At 40.6% G+C, this 16576-nt stretch carries 14 protein-coding genes; 8 read left to right on the plus strand and 6 right to left on the minus strand.

Annotated elements, in window-relative coordinates:
* The first annotated feature begins 55 nt into the window (after window positions 1-55).
* Together J8L98_RS21415 and J8L98_RS21420 are read left to right on the plus strand one after the other, a co-directional pair.
* Window positions 56-898 (plus strand): GGDEF domain-containing protein, encoded by an 843-nt coding sequence (locus J8L98_RS21415; protein WP_210998127.1) that lies wholly within the window; start codon window positions 56-58, stop codon window positions 896-898.
* Between the two features lie 114 nt (window positions 899-1012).
* Complete coding sequence (locus J8L98_RS21420; protein WP_192509955.1) at window positions 1013-2092, plus strand: methyl-accepting chemotaxis protein; 1080 nt, start codon at window positions 1013-1015, stop codon at window positions 2090-2092.
* Window positions 2093-2458: 366 nt separating this feature from the next.
* Here J8L98_RS21420 and J8L98_RS21425 read toward each other — a convergent pair whose 3' ends face one another.
* Window positions 2459-3178 carry an SDR family oxidoreductase gene (locus tag J8L98_RS21425; protein WP_210998128.1) on the minus strand — a complete coding sequence of 240 codons (720 nt, stop codon included), beginning with the start codon at window positions 3176-3178 and terminating at the stop codon, window positions 2459-2461.
* A 240-nt stretch (window positions 3179-3418) separates the two neighbouring features.
* Between J8L98_RS21425 and J8L98_RS21430 the strand changes: the two genes are divergently transcribed.
* The 3 genes from J8L98_RS21430 (at window position 3419) to J8L98_RS21440 (ending at window position 6211) form a co-directional block, all read left to right on the plus strand.
* On the plus strand, window positions 3419-4312 hold the full coding sequence (locus tag J8L98_RS21430) for a LysR family transcriptional regulator (RefSeq protein WP_210998129.1): 894 nt from the start codon (window positions 3419-3421) through the stop codon (window positions 4310-4312).
* 82 nt (window positions 4313-4394) lie between these two features.
* A complete protein-coding gene (locus J8L98_RS21435) occupies window positions 4395-5204 on the plus strand; it encodes a class I SAM-dependent methyltransferase (protein ID WP_210998130.1) in 810 nt (269 codons plus the stop codon).
* Between the two features lie 152 nt (window positions 5205-5356).
* Window positions 5357-6211 carry a DMT family transporter gene (locus J8L98_RS21440; protein WP_210998131.1) on the plus strand — a complete coding sequence of 285 codons (855 nt, stop codon included), beginning with the start codon at window positions 5357-5359 and terminating at the stop codon, window positions 6209-6211.
* A 142-nt stretch (window positions 6212-6353) separates the two neighbouring features.
* On the opposite strand, the gene J8L98_RS21445 is transcribed toward J8L98_RS21440, so the two are convergent.
* From J8L98_RS21445 to J8L98_RS21460, 4 genes are all read right to left on the minus strand, one after another.
* On the minus strand, window positions 6354-7043 hold the full coding sequence (locus J8L98_RS21445) for a S41 family peptidase (RefSeq protein WP_210998132.1): 690 nt from the start codon (window positions 7041-7043) through the stop codon (window positions 6354-6356).
* A 78-nt stretch (window positions 7044-7121) separates the two neighbouring features.
* Window positions 7122-7334 carry a hypothetical protein gene (locus tag J8L98_RS21450; RefSeq protein WP_210998133.1) on the minus strand — a complete coding sequence of 71 codons (213 nt, stop codon included), beginning with the start codon at window positions 7332-7334 and terminating at the stop codon, window positions 7122-7124.
* A 54-nt stretch (window positions 7335-7388) separates the two neighbouring features.
* Window positions 7389-7799 (minus strand): hypothetical protein, encoded by a 411-nt coding sequence (locus J8L98_RS21455; protein WP_210998134.1) that lies wholly within the window; start codon window positions 7797-7799, stop codon window positions 7389-7391.
* A gap of 111 nt (window positions 7800-7910) precedes the next feature.
* A complete protein-coding gene (locus J8L98_RS21460; protein ID WP_210998135.1) occupies window positions 7911-10403 on the minus strand; it encodes a prolyl oligopeptidase family serine peptidase in 2493 nt (830 codons plus the stop codon).
* 178 nt (window positions 10404-10581) lie between these two features.
* On the opposite strand from J8L98_RS21460, the gene J8L98_RS21465 reads away from it, so the two are divergent.
* Together J8L98_RS21465 and J8L98_RS21470 are read left to right on the plus strand one after the other, a co-directional pair.
* On the plus strand, window positions 10582-11592 hold the full coding sequence (locus J8L98_RS21465; protein ID WP_210998136.1) for a LacI family DNA-binding transcriptional regulator: 1011 nt from the start codon (window positions 10582-10584) through the stop codon (window positions 11590-11592).
* Window positions 11589-12815 carry a glycosyltransferase gene (locus J8L98_RS21470; protein ID WP_210998137.1) on the plus strand — a complete coding sequence of 409 codons (1227 nt, stop codon included), beginning with the start codon at window positions 11589-11591 and terminating at the stop codon, window positions 12813-12815. Before J8L98_RS21465 ends, J8L98_RS21470 begins: the two co-directional genes overlap by 4 nt.
* Before the next feature lie 61 nt (window positions 12816-12876).
* Here the strand turns inward: J8L98_RS21470 and J8L98_RS21475 are convergent, their stop codons facing one another.
* The gene (locus J8L98_RS21475; protein WP_210998138.1) at window positions 12877-14835 is read right to left on the minus strand and encodes a methyl-accepting chemotaxis protein; all 1959 of its coding nucleotides are present in this window, start codon (window positions 14833-14835) and stop codon (window positions 12877-12879) included.
* Window positions 14836-15189: 354 nt separating this feature from the next.
* On the opposite strand from J8L98_RS21475, the gene J8L98_RS21480 reads away from it, so the two are divergent.
* On the plus strand, window positions 15190-16416 hold the full coding sequence (locus tag J8L98_RS21480) for a threonine/serine exporter family protein (protein ID WP_210998139.1): 1227 nt from the start codon (window positions 15190-15192) through the stop codon (window positions 16414-16416).
* Window positions 16417-16576 lie beyond the last annotated feature (160 nt).

Genomic DNA, 16576 nt, shown 5'->3' on the forward strand with positions numbered 1-16576 from the left:
CTATTTTTTAAATTATCTGCTATACATATAAATAAGATATTTGAAAGGCATGCATATGGTGGTTAGAGGGCTCCTCGTACTGATCTGGTTAATTGTCGCACTATTCACTGTGTGGAAATTCAATCAGCCTGATTTTTATTGGGATACCTTTGAGGAAATTTTCTGGTTCGGCTTGACCACATCTTTAATTGCACTTAGTCTGCCTCACTTCAAAAATACATTACTGCTATTTGGCTGGGCTTTATACTGCGCGGGATTGCTGCTTGATATAACGGATGATTTTATCAGTGATGCAACCTTCCCATTACTCGTACTCGATACCTCCTTAAAGAATATTGGTTTTTTAATCACCTGCTACGGCATGTTTGCAATGATCTTAACCAAACGCAGTGTCATTGGCTTACTCAACCAAGAAATCGAACAACGGCAAAAGCTGGAAGCACAATTACGTTACGAAGCCAATCATGATCCCCTTACCCAGATTGGCAATCGAAAAGCCTGTTTTGAAACATTTAATGACGTGAGTAACAAAAAACCTCTGTTGTTCTATTTTGACTTAGATGACTTTAAGCAAGCAAATGACAAATATGGCCATCACGTTGGCGACAATATACTCAAGGCGTTTTCTACTTCACTCGTCAAAGAGTTTGGAGACGCATTTTGCTTTAGAATTGGAGGAGATGAATTCGTTGCCTTTGCTGATAATACCCATTTAGATGTTTCAGTCTTAAGAGATTTATTACTCGAGCACATTTTTGAGTATGGCGTTGGATTGAGTATAGGCACAGCGGAAACAAACCCACAAGAACAACCCGATACTATAGTCCAGCGTGCAGATTCTAGTATGTACTCTGATAAAGCCAGTAAAATCGTTCGAACCCGACCGCGCCAAAATTAAGTTTTAGTTAACTCAAAATAGATTTACCTCAATAACTAAGTGACTTGTTGTAGCACTTTAGCTAATTCACTGATACCCTCAGCATTGAAAATTGTTTAATCAGGGATATCGGCCGTGTTAGATCAACTATTTAGTAACAAACACCAAAAACAAAAAATTGCAGATCTAGAGCGCTCAATCGAAGAGCTGACTCGTGAAAATACGCAACTTAAAGCCGACAATGATGACCTAACTGAAAAGCTCGTTCAAACGCAAGCGCAACTTAACGATAATACCGATAACCAATTACTCCAATGTGCTATGCATGGACTGTCACAAGTCCAGGGGATCCGCGAAACAGTTTTGCAAAGCTTCACTGATATTGATCAAGAAAGCCAGTCTATCACGCAAGTAAACAAGTCGTTTGAAACCTCTGAGAATTCGTTAAAGAATATTCTCCAAGGTATGGAGAGCTTGGCTGGCAATATGGGTGATATGACAGATAATATTTCAGGTTTGTCACAAATGGCTGATAACATTAATACGTTCGTGACAACCATTTCTAAAATATCTGACCAAACTAACTTACTGGCCTTAAATGCAGCGATAGAAGCAGCTCGTGCTGGTGAAGCAGGACGCGGGTTCAGCGTCGTCGCAGATGAAGTTCGTGCATTGGCCAATAATACCAATGAATCTGCTAATGAGGTATCTGACTTAGTTAAGAAAATTATTGATACCACACAGTTAACCGTGAATGCTGTAAGCATTATTCAAGATTCAAACCAGAACCTTTCTGGCAGCATTTCACACTTAAACGATGAATATAAAGACATTGTTAGTAGTTGTGGTTCAATGAAAAATACGATCATGAATGCGACCACACAAACCTTTATTCAAACAGTCAAACTTGATCACGTTGTATGGAAAGGCGATGTATATAATCACTTAATTGGTGCTGATAAACAACCGATCGATAGTTTTGCTGACCATGCCAGCTGTCGCCTAGGCCGTTGGTTAAAAGGTGAAGGTGCCAAAAAATTCGGCAACTCAAACGCGTTCAAACGTATTGATACTCCACATAAAGAAGTGCACCGAGCGGGTGTCGAAGCCATGATGTTATTTTCGTCTGGAGATAAACAAGCTGCTATCGCGCAGCTCAACAGAATGGAAAATGCGAGTAACGAAGTGATGGCCTTGCTTGACCAATTGACATAATTCCCCTATTCGTCGTTACAGTTCAAATGTGAACTGACTTAGTCGTCTCATCAACTAAGTCAGTTTCTCAAAACATTTTCTATTCCAAAACCCTTATCCAAACCTGAGGTTAAGTAACCTCAGCTCTGGATAAGCGAATTTGCCCAATAAAGCTATTTTTCTCACTCTCAGCGTTGCTTTCATTTGTAATAGCCCGCTATTTCTGCATAAAAGCGCCTTGATATTGAACAAAATATCATCATTGGATTGTACGTAAGTTTGTTTTCAAAACATTTTCTATTCCAAAGCTCTTATCCAAACCTGAGGTTATTTAGAAAACACAACGATTCACTTCATATCATTCAACAAATCGACTTAACTTACATACTATGGCTGCTGTTTCGTTGCCGCCAAAACTATTTCTCGAATGCACACATGCTGAGGTTGCGAGTAAGCAAATAAAATGGCATTGGCAACATCATTAGGCTCCAGCGCACCACCCATATCTTCTTTCCATGATTCATAACCCATAATAATATCAGTCGATGTCGTGTGCGACAGTAATTCAGTCTCGACCGCCCCCGGCGCGACCGTTATCACTCTAACATTACTCTCAGCTACTTCTTCTCTAACGTTTTCTGATATGGCGTGAACAGCAAATTTAGTTCCACAATATGCAGCGTGATTGGCAAACGTTTTTCGCCCAGCTATCGAGCTAATGTTAACGATGGTTCCCGTATTTTGAGATTTCATTGTTGATAGTACTGTTTGCATACCATTGAGTAATCCGAGTACGTTAACGTCATACATCGTTTTCCATTCAGCTGTACTTTGATTGTTGATCTGACCAAGTAACATTACACCAGCGTTATTGACCAGTAAATCTACAGGCCCATATGTTTGTACCGCTAAATTCACGGCTTCTTGAAATGATGTGCGGTCCGTTACGTCTACCCTCGCACATAGTGTATTGGCTAGCTTGAGCGCCTGCAGCTTTTCTACACGTCTTGCAATCAGTAAAAGCGGATGACCCAGTTCACTCATTTTCTTCGCTAAAGCCTCACCAATACCAGAACTCGCACCCGTAATTACGACTAAACCTTTCATCTTATACCTTTTCATTAAACTGTTTGTGTTACAGGGAAGTATAATAAAGACATTGTATTTGACGATATATAGCTTAGAATTCACATCATTGAGTCCTATTAGTTGACAATAAACTCCACAATATGAACGTTAACGACATTAATCATTAAGAAACATCAGTAATGATTTACCACCGTACCACTTATGGTTACATACACTAACCTCGGGTTTGGTTTATTAACCATTGACAATAAGGTCTATATGAACAAACAAGTAAACTTGACGGATATAAACGTTTTTGTGGTATTGGCCGAAGTAGGTAGTTTTACAAAAGCCGCTGAGAAATTATCCTGCTCACGGTCGTACATTTCAAAACAGCTAGCTCAATTAGAGTCTGCACTGGGAGTTACCCTATTAATAAGAACAACTCGAACTCAGTACCTTACAGCGCAAGGTGAAATATTCTTTGCGCAATGTAGTAATGCACTTAGTGGTATTTCTGGTGCAATCGACACTGTGGTAGATAGCTCACACTCCCTCTCTGGGAGCATTAAGATCAATTGCATCGGTGGCCATATCGGTGAAGATGTTGTCGCCCCTTTGATAAACGATTTCATGAACACATATCAACATATTAATATTGAAATTGATTTTTCAAGTAAACGTGTGGATCTCATATCCGGTGAGTTTGATTTTGTGTTTCGGATGGGGAAACTTGAAGACTCTGCGCTTATCGCACAAAAACTGACAGATATTAAAATCGATACGTATGTAAGCCCACAATATTTATCTTTGCATGGCAAGCCTACTTCACCTAAAGAGTTAACACAGCATAAGTGTATCATCGGAAGTATTAAGAATTGGGTCTTTACCCATGGCAAAACGAACCGCAAATTAGATGTGTTCGTTAATGGTAGTTTAACCTGCAAAAATGGCAGAATTATGGTCTCTTCTGCCGTCGCTGGCAATGGTGTTATCAGAGTGCCCAAAATATACTGTAAAGCCGAACTCGATAGCGGACTATTGGTTCCATTATTCGACGATTGGCATATAGACTCTACGCCATTCTATTTAATGTATGTTAAAGACCAACATCAACCAGCAAGACTGAGAGTCTTTAAGGAGTTTATCATCAATCGGTTCAAAAATTCCTAATACACTCCGTTCACCGATAAATTGAACCGTGCCTATAAAGGAAATGATATACTTGCTAGGAATAAACTGAGTATGGCATTTCATGATATTAAATAAGCAATGGCGGATATTAACCGTAGGTGATGGCGACTTAAGCTTTTCACTGGCTTTACTGAACAATTTACACCCACAGCATTTAACGGCAAGCATATACGACAGTCAATTGCAGTTGAGAGAGAAATATCAATCTCATGCACTCGACGTCCTTCAAGAAAACCATATCGAAGTGTATACCGAATTTGATGTCACTCAGCCTGAGAGTTGGCAACGTATAATACAACAAAGCTTTGATGTCGTGATTTTTCAGTTTCCACTGATCCCTGGTTTTACTAGTAAAGGAGAATTTGACGCCCAAGCGTTATCCGTTAATACGTTAAACCGCAGACTACTGCGATATTTTCTACTGTTTGCAGACCACTATGCGTTAGACCCTCATGGAGAAATGCTATGCTACATCACTTCTAAAGATGTGAAACCCTATTGTGAGTGGGACTTAGAATCTTCCTTAAATATCGGCCTTGATATTAAATACCTAGGGCAATCTCCATTTGATATTACCCTGTTCGATGGTTATAGAATTCGTAATGTTGATAGAGATAAGCATGTAAAAGACACCAGCGGCACAACGTATGTTTGGTCTAGAAAATGTAATCCGTACTTAAAAAACAAGCTCACAAAACCCTATTATTTAGCCGATAATCATTGCGCGCTTTGTCGTGCTGGACCTTTTATGACCACAAAAGATCAGCTGGCGCACTTAAATTCTAAGAAGCACCGTACTATGTTGCATCATCAAAATGATTGGTATAAACACCTAGGATTGAGTGAAATTTATGAAAATCGAATCCTTTAAAATAAACAAAAAGAAAACTCAAGGTTTCACCTTGTAAATATATAGAACAACAAAAGTTAAACTTTACAATAAGGTATACAATATGCTTGAGGCGTCGCTGCTCTCACAGTAGACTAGCGCCCTGTTTTACCCTTTGTCCTTAGAGTACGTTTATGCCAACAATTAACAAAGATGCGCTATTTGCAGTTGCGTGTTTACTTTGTGCAATGATCACTATTCAATCAGGTGCATCAATCGCCAAACAGCTATTCCCATTTGTTGGTCCAGAAGGCACGACAGCTTATCGTTTAGGGTTTTCAGCGCTCATTCTTTGCCTTATTTTTCGCCCGTGGCGACGCCTGCCTCGCAATTGGAAACCCATTATTATTTATGGCCTATGCCTAGGTGGGATGAACATTACATTTTATTATGCAATTGAACGGATCCCCATTGGTATTGGCGTCGCATTAGAGTTTACTGGGCCGCTTGCTGTCGCGCTTTTTTCATCAAAACGTAAACGCGATTATTTATGGGTCGCATTTGCTATGTTAGGTATCGTACTTTTGCTGCCTGATATCAACAGTGCTGATGGTCTTGATCCAGTTGGCGTTATTTTAGCACTCGTGGCGGGTGCATTCTGGGCAGGATATATATTGTTTGGTAAAAAAATAGGTAACCAAGGCTCAGGAGGCGCAACGGTTGCTCTCGGTATGACCGTAGCTGCAATTGTACTCGTCCCTTATGGTGTGACCTTGCAAGGTAGTGCATTACTTGATTGGCAATTGCTCCCTCTTGGTATCATGATTGGTTTATTATCTAGCGCCCTTCCATACAGTCTAGAAATGGTTGCACTACGAAATATGTCGGCACAGAGCTTTAGCATAATGATGAGTTTAGAGCCCGCAATTGCCGCACTGGCTGGACTATTAATATTGGCAGAAATGCTCACACTCCTGCAATGGACAGCGGTATTCATGGTAATTACAGCCTCGTTGGGCAGTTCTATGTCAGGCTCAAAATCATCATAGTCTTAGTTTGATAAAAAGTATCATGGAGTATAGACCATGATACTTTTAGTGATTATAAACCACTCACAGCAACGTCTAAAAAGTGCAAAGTACTGCACGTTTATCGCCATATTCACGGTCATAAAATAGACAGTTAATTACCCTACTCATCGCCATTGTTGTTAAGTGACGATAAATGATAGTTAATAGTCCAATCTAGTGCAGAGTCTGCATCTACTCTATAGTGCGGGCTGACCCCTTTTTGTTCCCAATTTGTTTTTGTTATCGGGCTTACCGGGCGACCCATTGGAATGCGAATGAATAGCCAATCATTTATTTTTTGAGCCCCTGTATAATGCGCCAGACCCGCTGTTTTCTCACCTATCACAACGGCTCTTTTTAAATGTTTCAACGTATAACTTAATATTTCAGGCGCGCTGGCAACGCGATCACTGGTTAAAATGTACAGCGGAGTATTTTTAAAAGAATTCGTTCCTTCAATATAGTAGCTGGTAATTCGAGCTTCTAACTCACCACCTTTTCCATGCAAATCCCACAGAATGGTGCCCTGTGATACAAAGTGGCTTATGATATGCTGCACTAAAGAAGGGGAACCCCCACCACTGTCTCGTAAATCAACAATTACCGCATTACTTCTAGATAAAAATGCGAAGGCCTCAGAAGCAACTTGTTTTGCCATATGGTCAGGATGAAACTTATGCATTTTAATGTATCCTACATTCCCTGTTAATATCCGCACTTGCTCAAAAGCAAAGTTATTAACTCGTTTTTCATCCTCCTCTTTGAGCACATGTGATACGCGACCACTTTTGGGAACAAGTTGAACGCTCAAGTGGCGGTCTCCACTTAAACTTTGCAACAGCTCAGTGACTTCTTTAATAAAATCAAGTTTAGTATTAATGTGAGAAAACTAACCTTGGATCTGTTTTTGAACCATTTTCTGAGCAACAGATTCGCCCACTTTTGGTAAAACATAGGTATCACGCATGGCGTGACCAATACCCTCAATGGCATTTTGACGTTGTGCTATAGTCAGCCGATCATCACAGGCATCTGCATAATGCGCTAAAAAGATGCTCAGGATGACAACAAGTAAGCGTAAAAAAAGATAAAAATAATTCATGGTATGCCTTTATTAATTAATTGAATGTCGTTATAAACGTGTTAAATCAAAAAATTAAAATGACCGTAAACCATGCTTAGTTTGCTTCTCTAATACATTTGAATCTCGCCATATACCCACTCGATGCACAGCCCGCAGCCCGAGCTTTAAATACCATGGCGGATGTTTTAAATGTGCATAAACGTGATAACGTTTACATAAACACCCCATCGCACCCAATAATAGGATAACGAAAAATTCAACATATAGTTGAACAGCGTGAATGAATAGGGCTGCATTTGTGCTCGAAGTAACAATACTGGGATGATCATATGCTACATTTGATAGAGTTTGCTCTATCATTGGCTCTGCTAAAAACCTGCTGGCAGCACTGTTATCAATATTAAGACACAACAGTCCAATCAGTAGCACCAAAACAGCACAATTGATTGATATGGTCATATGTTTAAATAAAGCTAAAAGCACCGTTAACACCCAACATGATCATCCACTAAGTATAATGCAGCCACTTACCATAAATTCAAGCCAACCGTTATAATCACATAACCCTATACCACACACGTAACTGCGAGTAACTTAAAGTACGTCAGTGCCCGTCTCACCCGCATCTACCATATCATTGAGTAAAGTTGAATCAATATTGTTGATCTCGTCCACCTTAGGCAGCGGTAATAAGTATTTTTCTATCCACTTTTCTTGCTCCCATAAGACATGTAAAATACTCTCTCGAGCTCGGTAACTATGTCCTTCATAAGGTAACATAACCAATCGCGCTTCTTTTCCCAGCCCTTTCATCGCAGCATACATACGCTCTGATTGCATAGGAAACGTGCCCGAATTTGGATCTTTTTCTCCATGGATCATTAACATTGGTTCGTTAATTTTATCTACGTGGAAAAAAGGAGACATGTCGTTGTATTGACTTTGTGCTTGCCAGAAGTCACGTTCTTCTCCTTGAAAACCAAATGGCGTCAAACTTCTGTTATATGCCCCACTGCGAGCAATACCTGCCACAAATAAATCAGAGTGTGCTAATAAGTTTGCCACCATAAATGCGCCATATGAATGTCCTGCAATCGCAATACGGTCAGGATCTGCGATACCTTGATCAACCAGTATATCTACAGCGGCTTTTGCACTTGCAATGAGTTGAGTTCTAAAACTGTCATTGGGTTGCTGTGTACCTTCACCAATAATTGGCATTTTGGGGTCATCAAACACCGCTATTCCTTTCGCTAAATAAGGCATTGGTCCCCAATACCCAATATATGGAAATGCATATGGAGACTCTCTTACTTGTGAAGCAACTTTTTTATTTTTGTATTCCAGTGGATATGCCCACATGAGTACAGGAATAGGCCCTTCTGATGGATCATAATTAAGTGGCAAATATAAATTCCCTGTTAACTCGACACCATCACTTCTTTGGTATTTAAGCTGCTCCTTAGTTACCCCTTTAAATTTGGGATAAGGATGAGGAAAACGCGTCAACTGCGTTAATGAATCAAATGTAAGATCACGAATAAAGAAGTTTGGTTGCTCCAATTTAGACTCTCGTAACGTAATAAAACGCATTCCTTCGTCATCTAATAAAGCGCGTACCCGTTCATAATACGGCGCTTCTGACTGCCATAACCGAGTGGTGCTATTGGTTTTTACATCAAATCTATCTAAAAATGGCTTATTACCTTCTTTGCTTGCCCCATCACCCCGCAAAAATAAATAGCGACCTCCAACCAGCTTTAAGACATCAACCCCTAAGTCATTTTTCTCTGTCACAAATCGCCCTGGGTGCTTATACGCATCATTGTAACTACGCTCTGAAAAAACCACTCGTCTATCATCTGCATTGCGAGGGGAAATAACAGATGTACGAACCATACGATTAGCAAACTGCCACTCTGTAAGCATCGCAATATTATCATCCACCCACTGAATACCGGAAAATCTGTCTTTAACCTTAGCAAACCGTTCTGGCTCTCTTTTAAAAGGTGCACTTATGGTATAAAGATGGTCATGATATTCAGCAGCATTTTTCATATCTCCACCATCTTGAGCCTCAGCCCATAATACCGTTGCACCTTTATCTTTGCGCCACTGAAAATCTCTTGCGCCAACGCGTACACTATCAAAGCCTTGCGGTATATTGTCGGCCGAAGGCTGCAGCGCCAATTGATAAAGAGGAAACCCCGTCATTCCCCACACTTGCCAGACTGATGCAAAGCGCTGGTACGGTAGCTGGTAAGAAAAAGGCGTATCAATCATTCCCACGATTAAATTGGTCGAATCAGGAGAAACCGAAAATGACTTTAAGTAAGTTGGCTTACCGATGACTTTTGCTTGACCATTCAAGCGCAGTTTTGCAAGTTGACCTTGCGCAAAAAATTTGAATTCGGCTTCATCCTGTGCGTTTTTCAACAAATTTTGATAAGTACGAATTGGCGCTTTCACACCGCTACTTTGTTGTACAATCGGCGCTAATTTTTGGCTTTTCTCAGACATTAGCGGCTTTCCATGATTGACCGCAAAGTTCACCACAAAGCCGCTGCTATCAGGCAACCATTTATATGCATTTTTAGTAACAACACCATTGAGAGATGTTGTTGTCATTTGTTTTGTTTGACGAGTTTTAATGTCATGTAGCCACAAAGTAGCACTGTGTTTTTGTTCTACAATAAAGCTAATATATTGACTATTTGATGACCAGTTTACATCTCTTAACTTTCCATTGGGAAGTCCTTTAAGACTGACAATGGAACCCGTTTCTACATGTTTCAGTTCTATTTCTGAATACACTCGCGATGATTTTCGCATAAACGTAAGGGGATTAAATTTAACTCCTGCTAGTGCTTTTTCAGGTAATTTTAATTCATTTAAAGGGACAACTCGCTCGCGTTTTAGTAGTGCTAACCAGCGGCCATCAGCGCTTAACTTACTTTGTGGAATAAGCGGCGCATCGACAATGTTCATTAGTTCTGCTGAAGGGCTTTGATAACCTGCGCTTTGCTCTGCTGCAATAGCGGTGATACTCCACCACCCTATAACGCAATAAAACAACCAATTTCTCATTTTGTAAAAATCCCTGCACTTAAAATGACTAACTTGGCCATAATATACGTGAATAATAGAAAAATGCAGCCAAATAAGGGATTTTTAACGTTCGCTACTACTTTTTTGACGCTCTTATTTACGCTAAAATGCATTTTCGTCAACAGCAAGCACCTACTTTAGGCAAATACCGTCTCTTATGAAAAATAATAAGCCAGAAAAAGTAACCATTTTCGATGTAGCTAGAGAAGCACAAGTCTCCAAATCTACTGTTTCTTTAGTATTAACACAAAGTGATAAGGTCAGTGATAAGAGTAAAGAGCGCGTACTAAAAGCCATTGAAACACTTGGATATGTCTATAACCGCGATGCCGCAGCGCTGCGTAGTAAACGCTCAAATCTCGTTGCTGTTGTGATCAATGATTTAACAAACCCTTATTCAGCACAATTAGCGGTCGGGCTTGAAAAGCACATTTATGCACTTGGCATGGTACCTATGCTAGTGAATACAGGCGAAAGCTTCGCGCGCCAGCAACAAGTGGTAAACACCTTAAAAGAATATAATGTGGCAGCATTTGTCATGTGCCCTGCACCTGGTACTGATCGTGAATGGGTAGATAACTTAATCAACAGTGGATTTCCTGTGATCAATATCATGCGTGAAATCCCCTACTCTAGTGCGCCCACCATTTTACCCGACAACCAAAAAGGTACGCATTTAGCCACCTCACATTTATTAGAGCAAGGTATTACAGATATCGCGTTTCTTGGTGGTATTGCTGATATTTCTGATTACCATGAACGAATTGCAGGCTTTAATTCCGCCTTAAAGTTAAAAGGTATCACAGACCAAAAGCGCATCATTGAAGCCCCTACCAACCGACAAGGTGGCAGAGAAGCGTTTAATACCTTGTTTGCACAAGCACCAAATACCAAAGCCATCGTGTGCTTCAGCGATGTAATTGCCTATGGCGCTATCGAAGCTATGCGTCAGCACAATTTAACCCCAGGAAAAGACGTGAAAGTCGTCGGGTTTGATGATTTAGCAGATTCATGTCTGATGCAGCCTGCATTATCATCTGTGCGTATTGATGCCAATGATATAGGAAAAAGAACCTGTCAGACACTGGGTGAGATACTTAATAAAGCGCAGCCAGCAGTCAGGACACTTGTTGATGTTTCAGTTCAAATACGTGAATCGTCACTATGAGTAAAAAAGTATTGGTGATTGGCTATGTATGGCCTGAGCCTAACTCATCAGCTGCAGGTAGTCATATGATGTCTATTTTGCGGTTTTTCAAAAAACAACAATGGCAGGTTGAATTTGCCAGCCCAGCTCAAGTGACAGAGCATATGGTTGACTTATCATATGAAGACATAACCACCAAGAGTATTACCCTTAATTGTGCTAGCTTTGATACGTATATTCAATCGTTCGCGCCTGATATCGTTATGTTTGATCGGTTTATGATGGAAGAGCAATTTGGCTGGCGAGTTGATAAGTATGCACCTAACGCGCTTAAAATCCTCGATACTGAAGATTTACAATGCTTACGAAATGCACGCCATGATGCCCATAAAGCTCAGCGCTCATTTACACACAATGATCTGATGAGTTCACTCGCTAAGCGAGAAATTGCCGCGATATTACGCTGCGACATGAGTTTGATTATTTCTAGCTATGAAATGACCTTATTGGCGTCTGTTTTTAAAGTGGATAACACATTACTGCATCATTTACCTTTTATGGTCGACTTAGATAAAATAAATAAAAATGTCCCAAGTTTTGAACGGCGTCAACATTTTATGACCATTGGCAACTTTCGTCACGCGCCGAATTGGGATGCCGTACTGTATTTACAAGAGATCTGGCCTCTGATCAGAAAATCGCTGCCAAATGCTGAATTACATATTTATGGCTCTTATCCTCCCCCAAAGGCCACAGCCCTTAACAACACTAAAACGGGCTTTTTGATTAAAGGATGGGCTGAAAACGCACTGGAAGTTATGCAAAAAAGTAGGGTGTGTTTGTCTCCTCTTCGTTTCGGTGCAGGTATTAAAGGCAAGCTGCTTGAAGCAATGATCACGCAAACCCCCTGTGTTACGACTAGTATTGGTGCCGAAGGTATGCATGGTACTCTAGCATGGCATGGTGCCATAGCTGATTCAGCAGAAGAGTTTGCCCAACAAGCCATTGCTTTGTATCAATCACCAACACGCTACAGTGACGCTCAAAATGCCGGCAACAAATTACTCGAACATCACTATGATAGCCAGCAATTAGAAGCCCAATTACTTGACAAAATTCAACACACTATTGCGCACTTAAACGAGCACCGAAACCAAAACTTTACCGGTCAAATGCTCAAACATCACACCATGCAAAGCACCAAGTATATGGCCCAATGGATCGAAGCCAAAAACAAGCATTGATCATACATAGATATATTACTGAAGCCTAACACGTGGAGTTATGCTTCAGTAATGTGCTACCTTACACTTTAAAGTTGCCAGCAATGTCTTGTAACTGACCTGCTAACCCTTTGAGCTCCTCACTGGCTGCCGCTGACTTATTGCTCGTTTGCTCACTCAATTCAGCTGAATCAGTTAAAAATGTAATGTTTTGATTGATATCCTCACACACTGTCGACTGTTCATTAATGGCAACTGCAACTTGATTATTCATATCATTAATCACACTAATTTTACCTAATATTTTATCCAGTGATTCTTTTGTTTCAGACGACAGCTCCACAGTATTCAACGCTTCACTTGAACTTTCATTCATGCTCGCCACCGCTTTATTAGTACCTGATTGCAAAGACTCTATCATGGTCTGAATTTCGGTCGTTGAATCTTGAGTCCGTTTAGCAAGACTTCTTACTTCATCTGCCACCACTGCAAAGCCTCGGCCTTGCTCTCCAGCTCTTGCTGCTTCAATTGCGGCGTTCAATGCAAGTAAATTCGTTTGCTCTGAAATATTACCAATAACCTCTACCACAGCACCAATATTTTGACTGCTTTGGGCCAGTGTTTTTATATCCTGCATCGCGTTTTCTATGGTTGAAGATAATCGCTCAATCGCCGATACCATTTGCTCAATCAATGATAAACCGCCTTCAGCTGAAACTTTTGCTTCATTCGCCGAGGATGCCGAGCTACTTGAAAGCTTAACGACTTCCTGGATGCTATATGCCATTTCATTTAAAGCTGTGGCAATTTGCGCGCTGCGATCTTTTTGCTGAGACACCACATCTTGCGTTTCACCAGCGATCATCGCTGATAACTGAGCTTGTTCAGTCAATCGGTGTCCCGTGCTTACCACACCTGAAATGGCCATACTTAAATTATCTGACATAGCCGCCATAGACGCATAAATACCGGTACTTTCAGACTTTCCATCAAACTTTTGCGTAAAGTCACCATTAGCAATACGCTGAGCTACGGCCGCAATTTCAAGTGGTTCTCCACCAATCGGTTTACGGATCACTCTGGGTAATACAATGGCCAAGAATATGCCACTAATCACAGCTATAACAGAAATAATACTCACTAAGCTCAACAGAAACTCCGTTGTACCTTTTACTTCTGGACCTATTTCATCTTGCTTCGCTTTGACACCCAGTTTTAGCTCCTCTAACTGCTCAGCAATTTCGGCACCAATTGGATTCAGTTTTGCAGAAATAAGACCGTTTCTTGTTGAGATAATTCTGGTAACTTTGTCAAAAGACGCGAGGTAACTTCTTACAGACGATTTAATTTGAGCCAGCTCAGGTGAGATTTCAGGGTGTTGACTCACAGTGTTATCAAGTGCCCGCATCAATTTTTCTTTGAGCTCATTTTCTGCACGATTTCTATCAGAATCACTATTCGTCACTAAGTATTTAACAACATACAAGCGCCCCAAAAGTAAAAATTCTTCGGCTTTGGCTATGGCATATAACTCTTGAGAACGTTGTTCATTATTTAGTTTATCTAGTAATCGTGTAAACTGCTCTCGAATGTCTTTCCCTTGCGGGTTTAATTCATTATTGACAACATTATGACGTTGCGAGATGAGCCCTTGCACTTCTTTGAATGCACGGTCATATTCTGTGAGCAAATCACTGCTTTTTACCAATATTTGACGACGCTGACGATCGGTCACTTTCGTTTGCGCTTCTACAAAGAAACCTTGTAACTTGTCCATTCGTTCGTCATATTGTTTAACAATTGCAGGGCTACTATCTGATAGATATTTTATCACGCTAATTCTTGCATAAAGTAAATTCGCTTGCATCCGGCCCGATAAATTCGTTTCCAGCGCTAAGCCCCGATAACTGGTGAAGCCACTTTGCGCCGAACTTAAACCGTAATAGCCAGACACACTGACCACCACTAACAAAACAATTAGCAATGAGAATGACAATCTTAACTGCTTACCTAGCGCCATACCTTCAATCATACCTAACATATTCGCCCCTACGACTATTCTATTAGAACTAGTATAAGTGAAGATTGAGAATAAAATTGGACCCAAATCAAATAAATGTAAAATATTCAATTATTTTCATACGGTTAATACAATAAAATTTATGAAATTAACTGCATATTTTAAGGTTGAAAGCGCATATTTACCCGGGTAATTTATCAACCTTATAAAAATGCAAATTAAATTCGATAAATGACCTAGACTTTGCGATAAAAGCGATTAGAATGCGCAGAAATCTACCATTATTAGAGTTAATTTTTATAATTAACTAAACTATATAAGGTATCGCGACGCAACGAATTGCGTAGTCTTTTTATCATTTTAGGTTTAACACCGTTGAACACAGCTACCTTTACCCAAAAACGAAAGCTTATTGTGAAACTTGGCAAGATGCTTCATAAATATGGCACGCCAGCTTATCGCCTTGAAGCACATTTAATGGAAGTCGCAACCCACTTAGATCTCAAATCGGCTTTTGTTATGTCTCCAACTTCAGTCACCTTTGTCATTTGGTCTGAAGGCCATGAGGATGAATACACTCACGTCGCACGAGTAGAACCGGGCGACCACGATTTAGGTAGTCTTGCTGATACCGACGAAATTGTATCTCGTATGTTGGCTGGTGAGCTATCAATTGATGAAGCTGATACGTGTTTAGACAATATTAATGAACAGCTCAATCCATACAGTAAACTCCTCACTGGTACCGCTTTTTCTATTTCTGGTGCTGCTTTTGCCATGTTAATGGGCACTAGTTGGAACGACGTTTTATGGTCTGGGTTATTCTCAATTCTAGTCTTTATTTTTGTAATGTGGTCTGCTCGCTCCAAACGCGTCACGCATATGTTAGAACCGCTCGTTGCAATTGTTGCAGCATTAGGCGCATGTGCCATCAGTAGCTATATCGACCCAAGCATTAACATTCGGCTCGTGGTGCTCTCGGCCATCATTGTATTTATTCCAGGCTTAGCACTCGCGCTCGCATTTGCTGAACTGTCAGCAAGACACCTGGTATCTGGTACAGCACGTGTTATGGATGCCCTCATGCTATTGTTCAAGCTCTACTTTGGCGCATTCCTCGGAATGAGTCTTGGCTTTGCTCTTTTTGGCATTACCGACTTTGTTCAGCCTGAGCCGTTACCAAAATGGACTGCTTGGTTAGCCATCTTACTTCTGTGTACCAGTCTCATCGTGATCTTCCGAACCAAATTAAAACATGCTAGTTGGTCTATCGCTTCTGGTTTTATAGCCTATGGTGCCAGTGTCAGCGCAGCGCTTTATTTTGATTATTCAATCGGTGCCTTTGTGGGCGCCTTTGCCGTCGGTGTGTTTAGTAACTTCTTCAATCGTATGGTGAATGCACCCGCTTCTATTGTTGCAATGCAAGGTCTCATTGTACTCGTTCCTGGGTCAAAGACGTATATCGGTTTAAACTCTCTTATTGAAGGGCAAAGCTTTTTACACGCAGACCATATAGGACAACAGACATTCCTCATATTCATGTCGTTAGTGGCAGGACTTATATTTGCCAATGTCGCGCTTCCTCCTAAAAAGAGTCTCTAACTCACTTATGTGAAATAGCGTTAAGCGGCCTAAACCCTCCTTATCGCTATTTTTACTTGTGAAAGCAACCACCGTGCGCACTGTTTTTTCCTGGGTAATATTACTCAAAAAGCAAAAAATAAAAATAACACCCACACAAATCACTAATATTAATAACTTT

The sequence above is a fragment of the Pseudoalteromonas sp. MMG013 genome (assembly GCF_018100885.1).
Classification (GTDB): Bacteria; Pseudomonadota; Gammaproteobacteria; order Enterobacterales; family Alteromonadaceae; genus Pseudoalteromonas; species Pseudoalteromonas aurantia.